Source organism: Lysinibacillus sp. NPDC093688 (genome assembly GCF_050280145.1).
In the GTDB taxonomy this organism is placed as follows: Bacteria; Bacillota; Bacilli; order Bacillales_A; family Planococcaceae; genus Lysinibacillus; species Lysinibacillus xylanilyticus_B.
The window spans coordinates 20914-43184 of the sequence record NZ_JBNNUX010000019.1; the positions used below are offsets into that span (position 1 = coordinate 20914).

Consider the following 22271-nt stretch of genomic DNA (forward strand, 5'->3'; position numbering starts at 1 on the left):
CCTCCTTAATCTAGTCTAATACGCGGATCTACCACACCATATAATATATCCGCCACCAAATTTCCAAAAAGTGTTAAAAACGAAAGTAACATAGTTATCGACATCATCACTGCATAATCTCTTCTTCCAACTGATTCTAAGAAGAGTGCACCTATTCCAGGATAAGTAAAAATCGTTTCTGTTATTACCGCACCACTGATCAATGTTGCGATATCAAAACCAAGAAACGTAATAATCGGAATGATCGAATTGCGTAAAATATGTTTGTTATAAATTTTTGATTCCTTTGTTCCTTTTGCTCTTGCAGTTCTGACAAAATCTTTTCTACTATTTTCAATAATGTCATTTCGTAAAAATTGTGTATAGGACGCTGTTCCCATTAATCCTAATATAAGTGCAGGTAATAAAACATGATGGAACCTACTCATGTAATATTCCCAAGTTCCTGCTTCTATGCCTACACCTATGGAGCCAGTAAAAGGGAACCATCCTAGTTTAAAGGAGAAAAAGTAAATAGCAACAATTCCTGCAACAAATGATGGAATGGCTAAAGCTAAATAATTATAAGTCGCAATCAAATTATCCCCAAGTGTATAAGGTTTTCTTCCAGCATACATCCCCATAAAAAACGCAAAAATGTACGTGAAAATTAATGATGTTAATGCCAAAAATATTGTATTAGGTATCCTCTGGGCAATAATCTCTGCAGCTGGTTTTTTATAAACAGTCGATTTTCCAAAATCCCCTTGTGCTAAATTAGAAATCCATCTACCATATTGCTTGATAATCGGATCATTATAGCCTAATTTTTCTCTCATTTCTTCGATGTATTGTGGATTCGTATTAGACGGATTGATTTCTCCACCAAACGGATCTCCTGGCATCATTTTAGCTAAAAAGAATACCACCAACGAAATAAGGAGTAGCAATGGGATCATGCCTAGTAATCTTCGAAGTGTGTATTGAAGCATATGACGTCTCCTTATCTAGAAATTTACTAACTAGGCCCAATTCATGAAGTGGACCTAGTTAGTAGGTTTAGTTAGTTTACAATTTATTCCTTAATGTACCATTTGTAAACATCTGTTTGGAAACCAACAGCGTTGATATGAACACCTTGTAATCGTTTATTAATGCCATATAAATCAAAGTTTTCCCATAATGGAAGGGATGGTAATTCTTCATTGAAGTATTTTTGCCATTCCACATAAGTTTGCTTACGCTTATCTTTGTCAAATCCTTCTTCACTTAAGCCTTTATCTAATAATTCTTGGTTTTTAGCATCTACATAGCGACCATAGTTCCATTCTGCATTGTTACCCCATAATCCAGATGGGTCAAGATCTGAACCAGTACTCCAAGAACCGAAGAATGCTTCTAATGCAGCATCATCATTATCTTTCATATCATTATATAAGTTGAATTCTATTAATGTACCCGTAGCTAATTCTGTTTTCACTCCGATATCATTCCAAGCTTGAATAATCGCTTGAGAGCGACCCTCAAAGGCAGCAGGACCTGCATAGTGACCAAACGAAATTTTAAATGGCTTACCTTTAGGATCTTCTACAAATCCATCGCCATCTTTATCTACATAACCTGCAGACTTAAGTAGCTCTTTAGCCTTTTCTGGATTATATTCATATTGATTTAAGTCAGATTCCTCTGCAGCAATCCAGAAGGCACGCGGAATTACAGTATTCGCAACATCAGCTTTTCCTTCTAAGAAAGCATCGATCATTGCTGGACGGTTAATTGCGTATAACAGTGCTTGACGCAATTCTTTTGATTTAAACTTATCAACATCTGCTACATTTTTAAGAGTAGCTTTATCACGATGACCAAAACGAAGACCGATATATGAGTAACTTACACCATTCGTTTCTTCAATGCGTACGTTATCTAATGCTGACAATTCTTTAACAGCTTGTGGTCTAATGTCCATGATGTCAATTTCTCCGTTTTGGAACGCACCAACTGCCAATGATGGGTCAATTACTTTTACAATTACCCCATCAAGCTGTGGCTTGCCCTTCCAGTAATCATCAAAACGCTCTAATTCAGAATATTCACCAGCTACAACCTTTTTCACTTTAAACGGCCCTAAGCCAACAGGATTTTCACGAACTTGTTTCGACTCGCTTAAGTCTTTAACAGCAATACCTTCATAATGTTTTTTTGGCATTGGCTTATCCCAAAGATTTTCCAAATTATTTAATTTCACTTTTTCAAAAGTAATTTTTACAGTGTAGGGATCAACGACTTCAATTCCTTCGATTTTGTCAGCTTTCCCTTCTTTTTTTGCTGTTGCACCTTTGATGTTCTCAACATAATTGAATCGTGGGCCATCGTAATCCTTATCAGCTAGTGTCTCTAATGCAAATACCCAGTCATCAACAGTTAACTCCTCACCATTGTGCCATTTTACACCTTTCTTAAGGTTAAACGTATACGTTAATTTATCCTCACTAATGTCCCAAGTTGCTAAATTAGGAACATATTCTAAGTTATCATTTACATCATAAATACCATCCATTGTGAAATTTTGGATATAAGAATCTACAATACTTCCATTAAAGGCAGGATCAAATACGCCTTCAGGTGCTTGGTCAGTACCAAAAGTTACAACTCCACCTTTGGCTGTTTCACTAGTCTTCGTGGAATCTCCCTTGTCTTTTTCCTTATCTTTGTCAGTTGTTGCGTTGTCGCTAGTACATGCAGCTAAAAACAATGCCATAACTAGCATAAGCATGAAAGCCCATAATGCTGATTTTTTCATTCTTTATCCCCCCGTGAATTTTATTTTAAAAATAATTAATACACTATTCTCTTGTCGTTTTTAATATAAATGGCATGCAACCCTATGCCCCTGCTTCACCTCCTTTAAGGTTGGTTTTGATAATGAACACTCTGCCATTGCCTTCGGACACCGTGGATGGAAAGGACACCCCTTTGGAGGATTAGCCGGACTAGGGATATCCCCCTCTAATACTATACGACTACTCTTTTTCCTTGGATCAGGTACTGGTATTGCGGAGATTAATGCCTGTGTATAAGGATGCAGTGGTTCCTCATAAATATGTTCCTTATCTGCAATCTCCACAATATTTCCCAAATACATAACACCGATTCGATCACTCATATGTTTTACAACACTTAAATCATGAGCAATAAATAAAAATGTTAAGTCAAACTCATCCTGCAACTCTTTTAGCAGATTGAGAACCTGAGATTGTACAGATACGTCTAAGGCTGAAACTGGTTCATCTGCTATAATTAGTTTTGGCCTAAGTGCAAGTGCTCTTGCAATACCAATCCGTTGACGCTGACCACCTGAAAATTCATGTGCATACTTGTAATAAGCATCTTCTGGTAAACCTACTTTTTGTAAAAGCTCCATCACTTCATTTTGTAAAGAGTTCAGTGATTTTTTATGGAAATTCATGATCGGTTCAGCTATGATACTACCTACCATTTGCATCGGGTTTAACGATGCATAGGGATCTTGAAACACCATTTGGATATCTTTCCTTATTTCCCTTAATGATTTCCCTTGTAACTTTGTAATATCCTGACCGTTAAAAATGATTTTTCCATCCGTTGAGTCTAACAATCTTAAAATAGTGCGACCAGTTGTAGATTTTCCACAACCAGATTCGCCAACCAACCCTAATGTTTCACCGCTTTTTATGGAAAAAGAAATATTATCCACTGCTTTAACATGGCCAATCGTATGTTTGAAAAATCCACCTTTAATCGGGTAATAGGTTTTTAAATTAATTAACTCCAATAAATTTTCTTTATTTTGTTTCATTGCTGTTTGCTCCATGTTGTCAGCTCACACCCTTTCTAGAATTACTGCCTTCAAAAAGTAAACAAGAGACTTCATGATTGTCACCCACGTTGACAAGTTGCGGCATAACCTTGCTACATTCAGGCAAAGCCGACGGGCATCTATCAACAAAACGGCAGCCTAGTTGAGGCATATTTTTTAAAGAAGGTACTATACCTTTAATAGTGGTTAACTCATTCACTTCTATATCTATCCTCGGAATCGACGCCATCAAGAGTTTTGTATATGGGTGTTTGGGATTGTAAAACAAATTATCAACATTTGTCCGTTCTACAATCTTCCCTGCATACATAACAATTACTTCATCACAGATTTCCGCAACTACACCTAAATCGTGAGTTATCAATACAATAGACATGTTATTTTTCTCTTGAATATTTTTCAATAAATCTAGTATTTGAGCTTGTACAGTTACATCAAGTGCAGTAGTTGGTTCATCCGCTATTAAAAGTCTAGGCTGACAAGCTATGGCAATAGCAATCATTACCCTTTGTCTCATACCACCTGACAATTGATGAGGGTATTCATCTATAATTTTTTCAGCTCTTGGAATACCAACCTGTTTTAATAAATCAATCGCTTTATTTTTAGCCTCAGCCTTCGAAATCTTACTATGATTAAGCATAATTTCTTCAATTTGTGAGCCTATAGTAAAAACTGGGTTTAAGGACGTCATAGGTTCTTGGAAAATCATGCTTATATCTTTTCCCCTAATTTTATTCATCTCGTTGCTCGAATGACTTTCTATGTTTTTCCCATGGAATTTTATTTCTCCGCCCGTGATTTGACCAATTCCTTTTGGAAGAAGCTGCATAATAGAAAGAGACATTACACTTTTTCCACATCCAGATTCACCAACTACCCCAACAATCTGACCTGATTTAACCGAAAATGAAACATCATCCACTGCATGATATATTTCTCCATCTATATCAAAGCCAGTTTTAAGGTTTTTCACTTCTAACATTAAGCTCATTTTATATCACACCTTTTAAAAGTTTTTATTTAACTACTGCTGCAAATGTAGTGAGTTCAGATACCGCGCTAAGAGTTTTTTACAAAAAATTACTTTTAGGCATTCGTTTTATTGATTTAATATTCTGAAAAAAATGTCGATTCTGATAAACTTATTTCACAATCATATCAAAATAAAAAATCATCAATTTAAAATACTTTTAAAAAATATTATTTCTCCTTTATAAAGAATTTAATATAAGCACCAAATAATATAATATTCAGATAATTAAGCATGCTATCATTTTATCTAGAAATCACACATATAATCAAGTAATTTTTTACATTTCTTATATTCTTATATACAAACTAAACCATACAACTATTCCAATTTTATTCAATAATTTTATTTTTCTCTTAAATGAAAACTTGTTCAATCTTCACTTTATCGGTTTAAAGTATTATTTTTTTATTATCACAATATAGCAAAAAAATTATTTGCTCTTTTTTAATCTCCCTCACAATATCTAAATTTATTAGAATTTCATTATTATTAAAGCTTTTTAGAGGAATTTTTATAATTTACCATAGTTATACTCCTTCCCCAATCACTATCAATGTATAATTTTTTCTTTTATCGCATTAACTCCCTGAAGCAAATAATGTTACCGCAGAAAAATAATTTAATCCAATTTCTCAAGGGATTTTTTTTACGGACTTCTTCTTCCTTTTTTTATGTAAAAAAACAAATAATTTCTTTACTTAAAATAGATATTATTCTTGATTCTGTTTTATTTTCCCCTAGCGCAAAGATTTTTTTCTTGCCCCATTTGGTTAAGCAAGTTCAACACTTTGAAACAGGCCTATATACAATTTAATATTTTGCTTCTTTTTATCGTGATTACACTTTTAAACGCTGACTACATTTTCGTATTTCCGATTGTGTACCCATCCTCCAAGAATCAAGAAGGGAAATTACCATATTAGGTAATTTCGGATATCCAATTTACCGAACATTTCTTAAGTTTTTCATAATACATTGGCGATGTGATTCGCTCATTACACTAAAAACGTAACAATATACGTTGGCGTAGAAATGTCTATATTGTAAAAAAAAAGAAAACAATTTATCATAAAACTTATAAAGTACTACTTCCTCTTATAGAGATTATATGTAAGAAAGGATAGGTGACATGTATACATATGAAAAATCGCGTTGTCCAATTGCTATTTGTATTTACAATAGCAGCAATTATGATCACATTCTTAAATAAGTCCATCATTCCCTTCTCTACCTTAATCGGCTTACTATGGCCTATCTCACTTATAGGGATTGCCTTCATTATTTTTATTGAAAATCGTTCCCCGCAAAGTACATTGGCTTGGTTTTTAGTATTAGCCATTCTCCCTGTTATTGGTTTACTCCTGTACTTACTATTCGGAAGAAGTCGCTGGAGAAGAAAGAAACATTTATCTCGTTCAGAAGAAAAAAGGAAGTTATTCCGTGAAATTTTAGCAGGAAGACGTTTTGATTTAGAACCCTCTTCCCCTTTAAATGAACGATCCACCTATTTGGCACAAGTTATACAAAAATTTGGCGGTGGTCCTGTTGCTAATGATACAGCAACAAAACTCTTAACAAACGGAGATGAAACATTTACTGAAATCCTACAAGCGATTGAAAATGCTACACATCATATTCATATTCAATACTATATTTATCGATCCGATGAAATCGGTACAACAATTCGAGATGCCTTAATAAGAAAAGCAAAATCTGGCGTGATCATACGCTTTCTTTACGATGGACTTGGAAGTAGTAAATTACGTAGGAGTTTCTTACAACCGATGAAAGACGCAGGAATTGAAGTAGTCGAGTTTGATTCTATTCTTTCACCTTGGTTATTAGAAACCGTCAATTATCGTAACCACCGTAAAATTGTTATTGTAGATGGGTCAATTGGGTTTACCGGTGGACTCAATGTCGGGGATGAATATCTTGGTCGTTCGAAGAAGTTTCCTATTTGGCGTGATAGCCATTTAAAAATAGAAGGAAAAGCCTTATATAAATTGCAGGCCATTTTCCTAGAAGATTTTCTCTATGCCACTAGCAGTTTAAATACTGAGTCTTGGAATCACTTTATGGATAGCACATACTTTCCAAATCAAGAAATTCATCAAACAAAAGGTGCCATACAAATCGTTGCGAGTGGACCTAGCTCAGAAGATACAAATATTCGGAATGCTTTATTGAAAATTATGAGCTCTGCACAAAAGTCAATTTGGATTGCTACTCCATACTTCATTCCTGATCAGGAAACATTAACATTATTACGTTTGAGCGCACTTTCCGGCGTAGATGTCCGTATTTTATATCCTGGAAAAGGCGATAGCATCATTAGTGATCAAGCGTCCCAATCATACTTTACACCACTTTTAAAAGCAGGTGTCTCCATTTATCGCGTTAAAGATGCTTTTATGCATGCTAAAATTGTACTTGTTGATGATGAAGTTGGAACCATTGGCACAGCGAATATGGATATTCGTAGTTTTGAGCTTAATTATGAACTCATTGCAGTCTTATATGAAACGAAAACGGTTCTAGATATTAAAAATGATTTTGAACAAGATTTTAAAGATTCCATAGAAATTACATGGGCGTCATTTCAAAAGCGAAGTATTCAAAAACGCATGCTTGAATCTCTTATGCGACTCATTTCTCCGCTATTGTAAATAAATAAAAAGAGTGTAGTTCTTGGTCAAAACGAGGGGTTGATTTCCGTTCCGGCTGGGCGCTTTCCTGGGGGCGTCGGGGCAACAGGATGTTGGTCACGAAGGCGTTATCACAGGACGTGATGCTTTTAGCCTTCGTTCCCCTCCCGCTTCACTCGCGGTGCTCGCTCCAGGGTCTCGGGCCAACACGATGTTGGTCACGAAGGCGTTATCACAGGATGTGATGGTTTTAGCCTTCGTTCCTCTATTGCTAATCCCCAAGGAGTCGCCCAGCCTCCACTCCACATATCGTGTATCTTATTGCGTGTCATTCTACTTTATTTTAAGAAATCACCCTATCTCAAGCACTTCAACATTAGCAAAGATTTCCTTGACCTTTCAGACTGTAAACAAACTCGAAAAAATATTGAGTCTGTAGACGGTCTTTTTTATGACGCAATAGTTTTTCAACAAATGAAAGGGTGGTATGAAAAAATTATCATACCACCCTTTTTTTAATCAATTATGCCACGGCATAATTGCGTCCGGAATCGGCTTTGTGCTTGCACAAAGAACTCCTTCCCGATTCCGTGACATCCGCCGGAGGCTTTAATTTCTTTTAGCGGTGTTTAGGCACCCGCTGAAAGAAATTAAAGCTCGCCCGCTTTTAATTTTCCATGCCAGTCTTTTAAGAATGGAATATCTTCTTCTTGAATAGCGCCTGATTCATTCGCCGCTTCAATTAAATAATCGAAATTTGTTAGCGATACATATTGAATGCCAGCTTCTTCAAATGCTTGTTCAGCTCGTGGAAGATTGTATGTGTAGACACAGACAACGCCTAGTACTTCACAACCTGCAGCGCGTAAGGCTTCTACAGCTGTGATCGATGAGCCGCCTGTAGAAACGATGTCTTCTACTACAACGACTTTTTGACCCGCTGCGTATTTTCCTTCGATTTGATTACCACGGCCATGTTCTTTTGCTTTAGAGCGTACATAAACCATCGGTAAATCTAATATATCACTTACCCAAGCAGCGTGTGGAATGCCCGCTGTAGCTGTACCTGCTACGATTTCTGTTGGTCCAAAGTTTTCTTTAATTAGAGATGCTAGACCGTTTGCTAATTGCTTACGAATTACAGGGTCAGAAATTGTTAAGCGTGTATCACAGTAGATTGGGGATTTAATGCCTGATGCCCATGTGAATAGTTCTGTTGGATTTAATTCTACTGCGCCTACTTTTAACATAGCGTGTGCGATTTCATTTTGTAATGTCATATTTATGCCTCCCATAATTCACTTACGATTTTATATGCTGCTACTGGATCTTGTGCACCTGTAACGGCACGTCCAACGACGATTAACGAAGAACCGTCACGTTTTGCGCCGTCTGGTGTTGCAATGCGCTTTTGATCGTGTGCGTCGCCACCCGCTAATCGGATACCAGGTGTCACACGTAAGAAATCTTCACCGCACACTTCAGCAATCGCTTTTGCCTCATGTACGGAGCAGACAACACCATTTAAACCAGCTTGTTTTGTTAAGCTTGCATAATGTAATACAGATTCCTGTAGAGATAAAGCAATTTTTTGCTCTGCTTGCATTTGCTCTTCTGTTGTAGAAGTCAGCTGTGTTACAGCAATTAATGCCGCACGTTCCCGTCCTGCAGGTGTACCCGCTTCAAGACCCTCAAGTGCTGCCTCCATCATCGGACGTCCGCCTGCCGCATGAACGTTGACTAAATCTACGCCTAATTTTGCTAGACCTTTCATAGCAGAGCCAACTGTATTAGGAATATCGTGTAGCTTTAAATCAAGGAAAATATCATGACCTAGATCTTTTACTTTTCGTACAATATCTGGCCCTTCCTGCATATATAATTCCATACCAATTTTCACGAAAAGAGGCTCATTAAAATGCTTTAGAAAGTTTAATACTTCTGTTTCTCCAGGAAAATCTAGTGCAAGTATTGGTTTAGTATTCATGAACGATGGCTCCTTCCGATAATTTCTGAAATATGCTCTACTCCTAATTGATCGAGCTTTGCTGGTAGTTCATCAATTATATTTGGACAAACGAAGTGATCCACAAAGTTTGCTGTTCCAACAGCAACTGCAGATGCGCCGGCCGACATAAAGTCTATTACATCCTGCGCTTCTGTCACGCCACCCATCCCAATAATCGGAATATTGACAGCCTTATACACCTCATAGACCATACGAATCGCAACTGGCTTTACGGCAGGACCTGATAAGCCGCCTGTACCATTAGCAATCACTGGCTTACCTGTACGCTCGTCTAAACGCATACCGATAAGTGTATTAATCATTGTAATGCCATCTGCACCACCAGCTTCAACAGCTTGTGCAATTTCTACGATATTCGTTACATTAGGGGACAATTTCACGTATACAGGTACTTCAGAAACAGCTTTGACAGCTTTCACTAGCTCACGTGCAGTTGCTGGGTCTGTACCAAATTGAATACCACCACATTTAACGTTCGGACAAGAAATGTTCAGCTCTAATGCTTTCACATTAGGCGCAGTCGAAATACGTTGCGCTACTTCTACGTAGTCAGTTGTCTCCGTACCAGCAACATTTGCAATAATTGGCACATCATACGCTTCTAAAAACTTTAATTCTTCGTTCATTACTTTTTCGATACCAGGATTTTGTAAACCAATGGCATTCAGCATCCCTGCTGCTGTTTCAGCGACGCGTGGAGTTGGATTGCCCGGACGTGTTTCCACAGTCGTAGCTTTAATCATAATAGCGCCAAGTTTTGATAAATCATAAAGTTGCGCATATTCACGTCCAAAACCAAAGCAACCTGAAGCTGGCATTATTGGATTTTTTAACTCTAAACCTGGTAATTGAATGTTTAAACGACTCATAATGCCACCGTACCTTTCGGGAAAACTGGACCGTCAGAGCATACTTTGACATAGTCTTTTGCTACTTGATCTGTTGTTTTACATACACATGCAAAACAAGCACCGATACCGCAGCCCATACGCTCTTCAAATGATAAATAACCTTCTTTTTCTGGATAGAAGCCTTCAAGTGCTTTTAACATTGGTAGAGGACCGCATGAATAAAAGACATCGAATTCAGGTGCTCGAGACTCTAAAACATTTGTCACAAAGCCTTTTGTGCCTTTAGAGCCGTCAACTGTTACATAATGCGTTTCTCCAAGGGCACTGAATTCTTCCTCGTAGAAGCATACATCTTCCGTTTGAAAGCCCAGCACATGAATTGTTTTAACACCACGTGCGTTCAATTGCTTAGAAAGCTCGTGTAATGGAGGTACACCGATTCCTCCACCAACTAGTAGGGCTGTGCCTCCCTCTTTTACTGCTTCTACCGGGAACCCATTACCGATTGGACCAAGAACATCGACTAGCTGTCCTTCACGATTTGTCGCTAATACCTTTGTTCCGCGACCTTCCGCACGATAAATCATTGTAAATTCGTTGTTGTCTTTATCTATGTTTGCAATACTAATTGGTCGACGTAAAAGCGGCTCCATTGAATCTGACACCTTTACATGGACAAACTGGCCAGGTGTCATATCCTGAACCAGTTCTCCACGAAGTGTCAATTCGAAAATGTTTGTCGCGATTTGCTTTTGAGAGACGACCGTCATTTTCTCCTGACGAATCATATTAATGTACTACCTCCGCTTTTGGCATTTGTTCTGCTGTGAATGTCATTGATTCAATAACACGGACCATTGCTTCTGCTGTGTCTAATGAAGTGAAGCAAGGTACGCCGTTTTCTACAGACTCACGGCGAATTCGGAAACCATCACGTGCTGGCTGCTTACCTTTCGTTAATGTGTTGACAACAAGCTGTGCCTCACCGTTTTGAATTAAATCGATTAATGTTTCACCTTTTGCACCGATTTTGCCAACTATATCTGTGCGTACGCCAGCCGCTTCAAACGCTTGAGCTGTACCTTCAGTAGCGACAATACGATAGCCTACTGTTGAGAAGCGTTTTGCAAGTGCAATTGCTTCCTCTTTATCTTTATCGGACACAGTGAACAATACTGTGCCTTCTGTGCGAATTTCCATACCTGCTGCAACTAAGCCTTTGTAAAGTGCTTTTTCTAATGTTGCATCTTTCCCCATTACTTCACCTGTAGATTTCATTTCAGGTCCTAAAGTAATGTCGACACGACGTAATTTAGCAAATGAGAATACTGGCACTTTAACGAAGACACCTTTTTGCTCAGCTGCTAAGCCTGTTGGATAACCTTGTTCTACGATTGATTTCCCAAGAATCGCTTTCGTTGCAATATTCGCCATCGGAATGTTTGTAATTTTACTTAAGAACGGTACTGTACGAGATGAACGTGGGTTAACCTCGATCACGTATACTTCACCTTGTGAAATAACATACTGAATGTTCATTAAGCCTATGATGCCAAGACCTTTTGCAAGGCGAGTTGTATAATCCACTAACGTATCTTTTTGCGTTTGCGTTAATTTTTGTGGAGGGTATACAGAGATGGAGTCACCAGAGTGAACCCCTGCACGCTCGATATGCTCCATAATACCTGGGATTAATACATTTTCACCGTCACAAATGGCATCTACTTCAATTTCTTGACCCGTTAAGTAGCGGTCTACTAATACTGGATGATCAGGAGATGCTTCTACTGCGTTTTCCATATAGTGTTTTAATTCCTCTTGGTTGTAGACAATTTCCATCGCACGTCCACCTAGTACGTATGAAGGACGAACTAGTACAGGGAAGCCTAGACGTTCACTAATAGCAAGTGCTTCTTCCGTAGATACAGCTGTTTGACCTAGTGGCTGCGGAATGTTCAAGTCGCGTAATGCTTGCTCGAATTTGTCTCGGTTTTCTGCACGGTCGATATCTTCAAGTGTTGTACCTAGGATTTTTATGCCATTGGCAACTAATTTATCAGCAAGATTAATAGCTGTTTGACCACCGAATTGTACAACTACACCGATTGGTTGCTCAAGGTCGATAATATGCATAACATCTTCGATTGTTAATGGCTCAAAGTATAATTTATCTGAAATCGAGAAGTCCGTTGATACTGTCTCTGGATTCGAGTTAATAATAATCGCTTCGTAGCCTGCTTCTTGAATTGCCCATACTGAGTGTACTGTTGCATAGTCGAATTCTACCCCTTGACCAATGCGGATTGGACCAGAACCAAGTACAACAACTGATGGCTTGTCAGATTTAATCGACTCGTTTTCGTCCTCATATGTGCCATAGAAGTATGGTGTTTCAGATTCAAATTCTGCTGCACATGTATCGACCATTTTATATACTGGGATAATGCTATTTTCTTTACGATATGCATATACTTCCTCTGGCGTTGTTTCCCAAAGCTCGGCAACTTTTTTATCTGCAAAGCCTAGACGTTTTGCTGTACGTAATACTTCTTTATCGTTTTTATTGTCAGCAAGTGTTTGCTCCATATCTACGATGTTTTTGAATTTATTTAAGAAGAATAAGTCAATTTCTGACCATTCATGGATTTGCTCAATTGTTACACCACGGCGCAGTGCTTCACCGATAAAGAATAGACGCTCGTCACCTGCTTTGCGAATACGTTTTTCAATCCAAGTATCAGAGTTTTCTTCTGCATGTTTCAGCTCTAAGTGAACTTGGCCTGTTTCAAGAGAGCGCACTGCTTTTAGCATAGCTTCTTCAAATGTACGACCAAGTGCCATTACTTCACCAGTCGCTTTCATTTGTGTACCAAGATTACGCTTTGCTGATTCGAATTTATCGAATGGCCAGCGTGGAATTTTTGCTACGATGTAGTCTAGAGCCGGCTCGAAGCAAGCATACGTTGAACCTGTTACAGGGTTTTTGATTTCATCTAATGTTAAACCAACTGCGATTTTTGCTGCTAGCTTTGCAATTGGGTAACCTGTTGCTTTTGACGCTAACGCTGATGAACGTGATACACGTGGGTTTACTTCGATTACATAGTAATTAAAGCTATATGGATCAAGAGCTAACTGTACGTTACAGCCACCTTCGATTTTCAGTGCACGGATAATATCTAAAGAGATATTACGTAGCATTTGGTTTTCACGATCTGAAAGTGTTTGTGTAGGTGCCACTACAATAGAGTCACCTGTATGAATACCCACTGGGTCAACGTTTTCCATATTACATACAACGATGGCGTTGTCAGCAGCATCACGCATTACTTCATATTCGATTTCTTTATAACCAGCGATTGATTTTTCTAGTAAACATTGTGTTACTGGAGAATATTTTAGACCAGATGTAACGATTTCCACTAGATCTTGATCGTTGTAACAAATTCCGCCGCCTGTACCACCAAGTGTGAAGGCAGGACGAACAATTACTGGGTAACCAATTTTCGCTACAAAGTTTTTCGCTTCGTCTAAGTTATGGATAATATCTGATTCAGGTACTGGAGCACCTAGCTCGTACATTAAATTTCGGAATAGATCGCGGTCTTCCGCTTTATGGATAGCTTCTAATTTTGTACCAAGAATTTCAATATCAAGCTCATCTAAAATTCCTGATTTATCTAATTCAATGGCCATATTTAAACCAGTTTGACCACCAAGTGTTGGTAGGATAGCATCTGGACGCTCTTTACGTAAAATACGTGATACAAACTCAAGTGTGATTGGCTCAATATATACTTTGTCGGCAATTTCTGTATCTGTCATAATTGTTGCAGGGTTTGAGTTTATTAAAATAACGCGGTAGCCTTCTTCTTTTAAAGAAAGGCAAGCTTGTGTTCCTGCGTAGTCAAATTCTGCTGCTTGTCCGATCACGATTGGACCTGATCCGATTACTAAAATAGTTTCAATATCTGTACGTTTAGGCATGTTGTTTCCCCTTCCCTGCTTCTACTTCCATCATTTCGATAAATTCATCAAATAAGTGATTTGAATCCTCTGGACCCGGTGATGCTTCTGGGTGATATTGCACTGTGAAGACTGGATATTTTTTGTGACGTACACCTTCACAAGTACCATCATTTAATGCGATATGTGTTACTTCTAAATCTGTATCTTTTAATGAATCGATGTCGATTGCATAACCATGATTTTGAGATGTTAAGTCTGTACGGCCTGTGCGTAAATCTTTTACTGGATGGTTACCACCACGGTGACCGAATGGTAATTTATAGCTTCGCGCACCGCATGCTAGTGAGAAGATTTGGTGACCTAAGCAAATACCGAACATCGGCACTTTTCCAATTAAATTGCGTACTGTTTCAATGCCTTCTTCAACGTCTTCAGGGTTACCTGGACCGTTTGACAGCATAATCCCATCTGGACGCCATGCTAAAATTTCCTCTGCTGAAGTATTGTAAGGGACTACGAGTACGTCGCAATCACGTTTGTTTAACTCACGAAGAATTCCGTGCTTCATACCATAATCTATTAATACGACGCGTTTGCCACGACCTGGTGATGGGTAGGCTGCTTTCGGTGATACTTCACGAACATGATGTGTAATCGCTGGTGTTGTCTGTAATTTTGCTACGATTTCATCCACATTCACTTCTTCATCAGCCGCTGTTAAAATAGCCTTTACTGATCCTTTACTGCGAATAATGCGTGTTAATTTTCGTGTATCGATTCCTTCAATCCCCGGGATATCCTTGGATGTTAAGTACTCATCTACTGTTAAGTCACAGCGGAAGTTTGAAGGTGTTTTTGCTAATTCACGGACTACAAATCCACGAATAGCCGGTGAGATCGATTCAAAATCATCACGGTTAATACCGTAATTACCGATTAAAGGGTAAGTTAACGTTACGATTTGTCCGTAGAATGAAGGATCTGAAATTGTTTCCTGATAACCTGTCATCCCTGTTGTGAATACAACCTCACCTTGTGAAGCGCGCTCACTACCGAACGCTGTACCTGTAAATACTGTGCCATCTTCTAAAATAAGTAAACGTTTTTTCATTACTCTGCCTCCTGGTATACGATATTGCCTTCAAAAATTGTAAGGACTGGCCATCCTTTTGCAGTCCACCCATTGAATGGTGTATTGCGTCCTTTTGATACAAAGCCTTCTGCATCAATTGTTTGCTCTTTATTTAAATCAATTAAAATCATATCTGCTGAAGCTCCAACTTCTAATGTGCCATATGGTAAATCAAAAATTTGAGCTGCCTTTACAGACATCCAGTCAATCAACTGTTTTAATGTCCATTTCCCTGTTTCTACAAACTGTGTGTAAAGCAGTGGGAACGCTGTTTCGAAGCCTACAATGCCGAATGGAGCTCCAACCATACCACAGCATTTTTCTTCTACTGTATGTGGAGCATGATCTGTAGCGATACAATCGATTGTACCGTCTAGCAGCGCTGCGTGAAGTGAGTCTTTATCATCTACTCCACGTAATGGAGGATTCATTTTCCAGTTTGCATCATCTGATGGAATATCCATTTCCTCAAGTAATAAATGGTGTGGGCAAACTTCTGCCGTGACACGAATTCCTGCTGCTTTTGCATCACGTACTGCACGTACAGATTCCTTTGTTGATACGTGACATACGTGGTAGCGTGCTCCAGCTGCTTCTGCCAGTAGAACATCTCGTGCAATTTGAACGGATTCACAAATCGATGGAATTCCTGGTAAACCAAGCTCTTTATTACGCTTCCCTTCATGCATCACACCGTCGTAAATTAATGAGTTATCTTCACAGTGTGCGACAACAACCACATCGTGCTGTGCTGCATCCTTCATTTGCTCATACATTGTTGATGCAAGCTGGATCCCAACACCATCATCTGAAAATGCGACAGCCCCATGTGCTTTTAATTCTTCAATATTAGTACGAACCTCGCCTGAGATGTCCCTTGTTAATGAGCCGTATGGAAGTACTCGAATAGCTGCACTTTCTTTAATAAGACCATTAATCAACTGCATGTTTTCTACTGAATCTGGCACTGGTTTTGTATTTGGCATCGCGCAAATTGTTGTGAAGCCGCCTTTTGCTGCTGATGCTGAACCTGTAGCAATTGTTTCTTTATGCTCAAAGCCTGGCTCACGTAAATGTGTGTGAACATCGACAAAGCCTGGTGCAACAACTAAACCATTTCCTTCGATTACTTCTGCGCCTGCTACATCTACGTTTTGACCTATTGCAGTAATTTTGCCATCTGCCATAGCGATATTTACTGTATATAACTCGCCTTGTTCATTTACCATTTGTACATTTTGAAGAACTTTTGTCATGTTACTCTCTCCCCTTTAAAATTGTTTCAACGATAGCCATTCGTGTATAAACACCATTTCGAACCTGCTCGAAAATTCTAGAACGCTCGCATTCTACTAGCTCTGAAGCAATTTCTACATCACGATTGACCGGTGCTGGATGCATGATAATTGCCTTTTCTTTCATTTGTTTCTCACGTTCAATTGTTAAACCGTACTTTTCATGATAGCTCTCTTTTGAGAAGCTTTTATTAACCTTATGACGTTCATGCTGCACACGAAGTAACATAATCACATCGCTAGTTTCGATTAAATCATCCCAAGAATGATGTGCTTCAAAACTGCCTGCCCAGTCTTCTGGACAAAGGAAATGAACATTTGCTCCTAGTCGCTGTAACGCTAACGCATTCGATTTCGCTACACGGCTATGGCATATATCTCCAGCGATTGTTACATTTAACCCTACAAAAGAACCAAACTCTTTTTTGATTGTATAAAGATCTAATAGTGATTGAGATGGATGCTGACCAGTGCCGTCACCTCCGTTAATAATTGACACATTGATGCCTTCAAGTAGTTCATTGTAATATGCATCTTCCTTTGCACGAATGACTACTGCGTCCAAACCAATCATTTCTAACGTCTTTACTGTATCGTATAATGTCTCTCCTTTAGAGACGCTCGAAAAGCTACCGTCAAATGGGATAACAGTACATCCAACTTTACGCTCTGCCATTTCAAAGCTTGTTTTCGTGCGCGTACTTGGTTCAAAAAATAAATTTGCAACGTTGTATGGGCGAGATAACGATGATGCTTCACCATTCTCAAAAGCCTGCGCACGATCTAGAATGTGGTTAATTTCTTCAATTGTTAAATGTTCCATCGATAATAAGTTCTTCATTGTAACCTCCGTAGCGTGTGTTTCATGAACGTTATGTAACGTTTTGTAACGTTTTGTAACGTTTTGTAACGTTTTGTAAAATAAAAGCCCCGTTGATGTCATCAACGAGGCATAAGGAGGCGCAACAAACTACAGCAGGATCCATTCCTACTTTTAGACTGTCTACAACTTCCCTTTTTTTGCCTCTCTGGACAATTCATTAAAAGGTACTTTTATGAATTTTTATTTTGATTGTGCGGTATTGGTATATCCGCTTCTTTTTTACCTGGTAGAATGGCATTTAAAAGAACACCGATAATCGCTGCTAATGCCATACCTTCGATACTTAGTGATTCTGAAACAACGAACTTCGCACCACCGATACCGATGACTAAAATAACGGAAGCAATGACCAAGTTACGACTATTACCAAAGTCGATATGATTATCCACTAACATTCGTAATCCACTTGCTGCAATTATACCGAAGAGTAAGATGGACACCCCACCAAGTACAGCTGTAGGAATTGTTGCAATAACTGCCATTGCTTTCCCGAAGAATGACAGTAAAATGGCTACGACTGCTGCACCTGCAATGACATACACACTGTAAACACGAGTAATAGCAAGGACACCGATATTTTCACCGTAAGTTGTTTTCGGCGGACCACCGATACATGCACTGATAAATGTTCCAATCCCATCACCTAAAAGTGAGCGGTGTAAGCCTGGCTCTTTAATATAATCTCGATTTACAACTTTACCTAATACTAACTGGTGACCAATATGCTCGGAAATCGTTACGATAACGATTGGCACCATTGTTAGGAGCAGCGTAGTTGTGATTTCAAACTCATAGTGAACACCAGGGATTAAGAAGTCAGGTAGTGCAAAGAAATCAGCTTTCGCAATTGGTGAATAATCAACAATGTCGATCATCATTGAGTAAACATATCCTACGATTAAGCCAATTAAGATTGGCATTGTACTTAAAATGCCTTTAAAGGCAATCGTGAAAATAATGGCTGTAAATAAAGTCACTAACGCTGCTGAGAAGTGTAAAAAGTTATATTTATCATCCACATTCATCGCCATATTAACCGCTGTCCCTGATAATCCAAGTCCAATTACCATAATGACAGGTCCTACTACAATCGGCGGTAAAATTTTCATGATCCATTTATAGCCGCTTTTCCAAATGATTAGGGATACAATACCATATGTTATTCCGACTGCCATAGCACCAATCATCGCATGACCTGGATTTACACTGGAACCATCTTTATTTAAACCACCTGCTGCTAGTAAAATCGGTGCAATAAAGGCAAATGATGATCCTAAATAAGCAGGTACTTGAAATTTCGTAATTAATAAGAAGAACAGTGTAGCAATCCCACTCGTTAAAAGGGCAATCGCCGGACTAAGACCAACCAACTGAGGAACTAAGATCGTTGACCCAAACATGGCAAACATGTGCTGGAAACTTAATGTCACTAGTTGGACTGGGGTCGGTTTATCCTTAATATCTAATACTGCATTTGACATAATGTTTCCTCACTTTAAGTTAGTCTTCTTTATAAATAATGACGCAATCTTCTCCGTCTACCTCTTGTAAATTTACGACAATACGTTCAGCTCCAGATGTCGGAACATTTTTACCAACATAATCAGCTCTTATTGGTAGCTCTCTATGACCTCTGTCGATCAGGACTGCAAGTTGAATTTGACCTGGTCGCCCTAGATCCATCAGTGCATCTAGCGCTGCGCGTACTGTGCGCCCCGTATAGAGTACATCATCAACTAAAATAATTTTTTGGTTGACAATCACATAATCAATATCTACTTGCTCAACATGTGCCTGTTCATTATCATGCTTTGTCGTCAAATCATCTCGATAGAGGGTAATGTCAAGCTCCCCCGTACGGATTGGTTTGCCTTCAATTTTTTCAATTCGTTCTGCTAGGCGTTTTGCAAGAAAGGCACCTCGTGTTTTAATACCAACTAAAATACATTCGTCAATCCCTTTATTGCGTTCAATAATTTCGTGTGCAATGCGTGTTAACGCTCTTGCCATAGATGGGCCATCTAATAACTCATTTTGTGCCATGCAAGTTTCCTCCTCTCTTCTATCTATTATTGGGTCATGTGTCCATAAAAAAACCTCTCGAGGCGAATAGCCTGAGAGGGTTATATACGTGTTTAAATAGCATGTTGAAAAAATTTGCAGCACAAATTTTTCGCAACACTTTCACATGTACCTTCTCAGCCTCTCTGGACTGCCATTAAAGGTGAATATTTAGTTAAGTTGTTCATTCACTTTCGTTAGTATAGACCTTCTTTATCTATACGTCAATGCCTATTTCTTAAATCTAGTAATAATTGTTCATAATCAGCAGGAATTTGCGCTTCAAACTGCAAATATTCACCTGATGTAGGATGATCAAAGCCTAACACACCCGCGTGTAATACTTGTCCACCAAAGTCGATTGTCTTTTTCGGTCCATATTTTGGGTCACCAACAAGTTGGAATCCAATATAATTCATATGGACACGAATTTGGTGAGTGCGTCCTGTTTCTAAACGACACTCTACTAGAGTATAGTCGCCAAAGCGTTCGATAACTTGGAAATGGGTTACTGCATGCTTACCTTTGTCGACAACTGCTTGTTTTTGACGATCTTTTTGGTCTCGACCAATAGGAGCATCAATTGTTCCTTTATCATGCGCAATATGCCCGTGAACGAGCGCAGTATATTTACGTGTCACTGTTTTATTGACTAACTGATTCACTAACGATTCATGAGCTGCATCATTTTTAGCAACCATCAATAATCCTGATGTATCTTTATCAATACGATGCACAATTCCCGGACGCATAATGCCATTGATACCCGATAAATCCTTACAATGATACATTAAACCATTAACGAGTGTACCCGACATATGTCCAGGTGCTGGATGGACAACCATGCCCTTTGGTTTATTTACAACAAGGACATCTGCATCCTCATAAACAATATCAAGATCTAAGTTTTCAGCAATGACATCTAATGGCTCTGCTTCAGGAACATCGACTTCTACAATATCCCCTACTTTTACCTTATACTTCGCCTTTACAGTCTCTCCATTTACTTTGATATTACCATCAGTAATCCAATTACCAATTTGTGTACGTGACCACTCTGATTGCACACTTGAAAGCGCCTTATCAATGCGCTCTCCCTTTTGTTGTTCTTCCATTGTATATGATACTTGCGTCATTACTTCACCTGTTTCTTTCCTTTTTTATCTTCCATGATTATGCCAATCATTAATATTACTACCGCCATTGTTAAAGCTGCATCCGCAATATTGAAGATTGGGAAATCATAATTAATTACTGGAATTAATACATTTACAAAATCGACCACTTCACCTCTAAATATACGGTCAATAAAATTCCCTACAGCTCCGCCTAATAAAAACATTAAGCCAACTTGAAAAATAGGTTTGCCTTTAGCCTCTTTATGATAAAAGTATAGGATGGCACAAATAACACCTATCGTGACAATGCTAAATAACCACATTTGACCTTCTAACATTCCCCATGCTGCTCCTCTATTTCGATGAGACAATATCCCAAACCACGGATCCCATACTGAAATTCGTTCACCAAACTCCATATTTTTCACAATTAGCCACTTTGTCCATTGATCTAAAAGAATCACGAATGCGGCCAATCCATAATATTTATACACAGACATTCCTCCGTTCGCTCAACATCTAACCTATTCTACCATAACAGCCCATCACAGAATAACTAATATAGCATGAAAATATGGAGGAAACACCACCAAATCAGTTACATAAAGCATTATCTCAAAAAGCAATGACATTCTGTCTGTCGTTTTGGCGATTCTATCTGGCACTTTGCCGGTTCTTTCCGTCGCTTTGCCGGTTCTATCCACGATTTTGATGGTTCTATCCACTTTTTTGGCTGGGCTATCCACGTTTTTGATGGTTCTATCCACGACTTTGATGGTTCTATCCGCTTTGACTTCTATCCGTCACTTCGGCTCTTCTTTCCGTCGCTTTGCCGGTTCTATCCACTTTTTTGGCTGGGCTATCCACGACATTGATGGTTCTACCCACGACTTTGATGGTTCTATCCACGACTTTGACGGTTCTATCCACGACTTTGACGGTTCTATCCACGATTTTGATGGTTCTATCCACGACTTTGACGGTTCTATCCGCTTTGACTTCTATCCGTCACTTCGGCTCTTCTTTCCGTCGCTTTGCCGGTTCTATCCACGTTTTTGGCTGGGCTATCCACGACATTGATGGTTCTATCCACGACTTTGATGGTTCTATCCACTTTGACTACTATCCGTCACTTCGGCACTTCATTCCGTCGCTTTGCCGGTTCTATCCACGTTTTTGGCTGGGCTATCCACGACATTGATGGTTCTATCCACGACTTTGATTGTTCTATCCACTTTGACTTCTATCCGTCACTTCGGCACTTCATTCCGTCGCTTTGCCGGTTCTATCCACGTTTTTGGCCGGGCTATCCACGACTTTGATGGTTCTATCCACGACTTTGATTGTTCTATCCACTTTGACTTCTATCCGTCACTTCGGCACTTCATTCCGTCGCTTTGCCGGTTCTATCCAC

20 protein-coding genes are annotated in these 22271 nt (G+C 38.9%); 1 reads left to right on the forward strand and 19 read right to left on the reverse strand.

Features of this window, described 5'->3' with window-relative positions; all coding sequences use genetic code 11:
- Nucleotides 1–5 precede the first annotated feature (5 nt).
- The 4 genes from opp4B to ACQKN2_RS15370 all read right to left on the reverse strand — a co-directional run bounded on the left by opp4B (nt 6) and on the right by ACQKN2_RS15370 (nt 4829).
- On the reverse strand, nt 6–971 hold the full coding sequence (gene opp4B, locus ACQKN2_RS15355; RefSeq protein ID WP_427415719.1) for an oligopeptide ABC transporter permease: 966 nt from the start codon (nt 969–971) through the stop codon (nt 6–8).
- Between the two features lie 83 nt (nt 972–1054).
- Complete coding sequence (gene opp4A, locus ACQKN2_RS15360) at nt 1055–2779, reverse strand: oligopeptide ABC transporter substrate-binding protein (protein ID WP_427415720.1); 1725 nt, start codon at nt 2777–2779, stop codon at nt 1055–1057.
- A gap of 60 nt (nt 2780–2839) precedes the next feature.
- Nucleotides 2840–3829, reverse strand: a complete 990-nt coding sequence (locus tag ACQKN2_RS15365; RefSeq protein WP_427415721.1) for an ABC transporter ATP-binding protein — start codon at nt 3827–3829, stop codon at nt 2840–2842.
- A gap of 4 nt (nt 3830–3833) precedes the next feature.
- Nucleotides 3834–4829, reverse strand: coding sequence for an ABC transporter ATP-binding protein (locus ACQKN2_RS15370; RefSeq protein WP_427415722.1), 996 nt, complete (start codon nt 4827–4829; stop codon nt 3834–3836).
- 1181 nt (nt 4830–6010) lie between these two features.
- Here ACQKN2_RS15370 and ACQKN2_RS15375 point away from each other — a divergent pair.
- Nucleotides 6011–7540, forward strand: coding sequence for a cardiolipin synthase (locus ACQKN2_RS15375; protein ID WP_427415723.1), 1530 nt, complete (start codon nt 6011–6013; stop codon nt 7538–7540).
- Between the two features lie 629 nt (nt 7541–8169).
- Here ACQKN2_RS15375 and pyrE read toward each other — a convergent pair.
- The 15 genes from pyrE to ACQKN2_RS15450 all read right to left on the reverse strand — a co-directional run bounded on the left by pyrE (nt 8170) and on the right by ACQKN2_RS15450 (nt 21971).
- Entirely contained in the window at nt 8170–8799 is a 630-nt protein-coding gene (gene pyrE, locus ACQKN2_RS15380; protein WP_427415724.1) for an orotate phosphoribosyltransferase, read from the reverse strand.
- Between the two features lie 2 nt (nt 8800–8801).
- Complete coding sequence (gene pyrF, locus ACQKN2_RS15385) at nt 8802–9506, reverse strand: orotidine-5'-phosphate decarboxylase (RefSeq protein WP_427415725.1); 705 nt, start codon at nt 9504–9506, stop codon at nt 8802–8804.
- Complete coding sequence (locus ACQKN2_RS15390) at nt 9503–10417, reverse strand: dihydroorotate dehydrogenase (protein WP_427415726.1); 915 nt, start codon at nt 10415–10417, stop codon at nt 9503–9505. Before ACQKN2_RS15390 ends, pyrF begins: the two co-directional genes overlap by 4 nt.
- Nucleotides 10414–11187, reverse strand: coding sequence for a dihydroorotate dehydrogenase electron transfer subunit (locus tag ACQKN2_RS15395; RefSeq protein ID WP_376075946.1), 774 nt, complete (start codon nt 11185–11187; stop codon nt 10414–10416). Before ACQKN2_RS15395 ends, ACQKN2_RS15390 begins: the two co-directional genes overlap by 4 nt.
- A 1-nt stretch (nt 11188) precedes the next feature.
- Nucleotides 11189–14386: a carbamoyl-phosphate synthase large subunit gene (carB, locus tag ACQKN2_RS15400; protein WP_427415727.1), complete on the reverse strand. Its 3198-nt coding sequence runs from the start codon at nt 14384–14386 to the stop codon at nt 11189–11191.
- Entirely contained in the window at nt 14379–15479 is a 1101-nt protein-coding gene (locus ACQKN2_RS15405) for a carbamoyl phosphate synthase small subunit (RefSeq protein WP_427415728.1), read from the reverse strand. Before ACQKN2_RS15405 ends, carB begins: the two co-directional genes overlap by 8 nt.
- On the reverse strand, nt 15479–16756 hold the full coding sequence (locus ACQKN2_RS15410; RefSeq protein WP_427415729.1) for a dihydroorotase: 1278 nt from the start codon (nt 16754–16756) through the stop codon (nt 15479–15481). Before ACQKN2_RS15410 ends, ACQKN2_RS15405 begins: the two co-directional genes overlap by 1 nt.
- Before the next feature lies 1 nt (nt 16757).
- A complete protein-coding gene (locus ACQKN2_RS15415; protein WP_427415730.1) occupies nt 16758–17636 on the reverse strand; it encodes an aspartate carbamoyltransferase catalytic subunit in 879 nt (292 codons plus the stop codon).
- A gap of 212 nt (nt 17637–17848) precedes the next feature.
- Nucleotides 17849–19159 (reverse strand): solute carrier family 23 protein, encoded by a 1311-nt coding sequence (locus tag ACQKN2_RS15420; protein WP_427415731.1) that lies wholly within the window; start codon nt 19157–19159, stop codon nt 17849–17851.
- 19 nt (nt 19160–19178) lie between these two features.
- On the reverse strand, nt 19179–19721 hold the full coding sequence (pyrR, locus tag ACQKN2_RS15425; RefSeq protein WP_427415732.1) for a bifunctional pyr operon transcriptional regulator/uracil phosphoribosyltransferase PyrR: 543 nt from the start codon (nt 19719–19721) through the stop codon (nt 19179–19181).
- Between the two features lie 242 nt (nt 19722–19963).
- Nucleotides 19964–20875 (reverse strand): RluA family pseudouridine synthase, encoded by a 912-nt coding sequence (locus ACQKN2_RS15430; protein ID WP_427415733.1) that lies wholly within the window; start codon nt 20873–20875, stop codon nt 19964–19966.
- Entirely contained in the window at nt 20875–21351 is a 477-nt protein-coding gene (gene lspA, locus ACQKN2_RS15435) for a signal peptidase II (protein WP_427415734.1), read from the reverse strand. The genes ACQKN2_RS15430 and lspA overlap by 1 nt, the downstream gene beginning before the upstream one ends.
- Before the next feature lie 51 nt (nt 21352–21402).
- Nucleotides 21403–21624 (reverse strand): hypothetical protein, encoded by a 222-nt coding sequence (locus ACQKN2_RS15440; protein WP_427415735.1) that lies wholly within the window; start codon nt 21622–21624, stop codon nt 21403–21405.
- A gap of 13 nt (nt 21625–21637) precedes the next feature.
- Entirely contained in the window at nt 21638–21829 is a 192-nt protein-coding gene (locus ACQKN2_RS15445) for a hypothetical protein (protein WP_427415736.1), read from the reverse strand.
- Nucleotides 21830–21842: 13 nt separating this feature from the next.
- The gene (locus ACQKN2_RS15450) at nt 21843–21971 is read right to left on the reverse strand and encodes a hypothetical protein (RefSeq protein WP_427415737.1); all 129 of its coding nucleotides are present in this window, start codon (nt 21969–21971) and stop codon (nt 21843–21845) included.
- Between the last annotated feature and the right edge of the window lie 300 nt (nt 21972–22271).

What these genes read in the sequence shown, in the direction of transcription:
- ACQKN2_RS15410 (WP_427415729.1), bottom strand. Translation starts at nt 16,756, where the DNA reads ATGACAAAAGTTCTTCAAAATGTACAAATGGTAAATGAACAAGGCGAG.
- pyrE (WP_427415724.1), bottom strand. Translation starts at nt 8,799, where the DNA reads ATGACATTACAAAATGAAATCGCACACGCTATGTTAAAAGTAGGCGCA.
- ACQKN2_RS15390 (WP_427415726.1), bottom strand. Translation starts at nt 10,417, where the DNA reads ATGAGTCGTTTAAACATTCAATTACCAGGTTTAGAGTTAAAAAATCCA.
- carB (WP_427415727.1), bottom strand. Translation starts at nt 14,386, where the DNA reads ATGCCTAAACGTACAGATATTGAAACTATTTTAGTAATCGGATCAGGT.
- ACQKN2_RS15365 (WP_427415721.1), bottom strand. Translation starts at nt 3,829, where the DNA reads ATGGAGCAAACAGCAATGAAACAAAATAAAGAAAATTTATTGGAGTTA.
- pyrF (WP_427415725.1), bottom strand. Translation starts at nt 9,506, where the DNA reads ATGAATACTAAACCAATACTTGCACTAGATTTTCCTGGAGAAACAGAA.
- ACQKN2_RS15370 (WP_427415722.1), bottom strand. Translation starts at nt 4,829, where the DNA reads ATGAGCTTAATGTTAGAAGTGAAAAACCTTAAAACTGGCTTTGATATA.
- ACQKN2_RS15395 (WP_376075946.1), bottom strand. Translation starts at nt 11,187, where the DNA reads ATGATTCGTCAGGAGAAAATGACGGTCGTCTCTCAAAAGCAAATCGCG.
- ACQKN2_RS15405 (WP_427415728.1), bottom strand. Translation starts at nt 15,479, where the DNA reads ATGAAAAAACGTTTACTTATTTTAGAAGATGGCACAGTATTTACAGGT.
- ACQKN2_RS15430 (WP_427415733.1), bottom strand. Translation starts at nt 20,875, where the DNA reads ATGACGCAAGTATCATATACAATGGAAGAACAACAAAAGGGAGAGCGC.
- ACQKN2_RS15415 (WP_427415730.1), bottom strand. Translation starts at nt 17,636, where the DNA reads ATGAAGAACTTATTATCGATGGAACATTTAACAATTGAAGAAATTAAC.
- ACQKN2_RS15420 (WP_427415731.1), bottom strand. Translation starts at nt 19,159, where the DNA reads ATGTCAAATGCAGTATTAGATATTAAGGATAAACCGACCCCAGTCCAA.
- opp4A (WP_427415720.1), bottom strand. Translation starts at nt 2,779, where the DNA reads ATGAAAAAATCAGCATTATGGGCTTTCATGCTTATGCTAGTTATGGCA.
- ACQKN2_RS15375 (WP_427415723.1), top strand. Translation starts at nt 6,011, where the DNA reads ATGAAAAATCGCGTTGTCCAATTGCTATTTGTATTTACAATAGCAGCA.
- pyrR (WP_427415732.1), bottom strand. Translation starts at nt 19,721, where the DNA reads ATGGCACAAAATGAGTTATTAGATGGCCCATCTATGGCAAGAGCGTTA.
- opp4B (WP_427415719.1), bottom strand. Translation starts at nt 971, where the DNA reads ATGCTTCAATACACACTTCGAAGATTACTAGGCATGATCCCATTGCTA.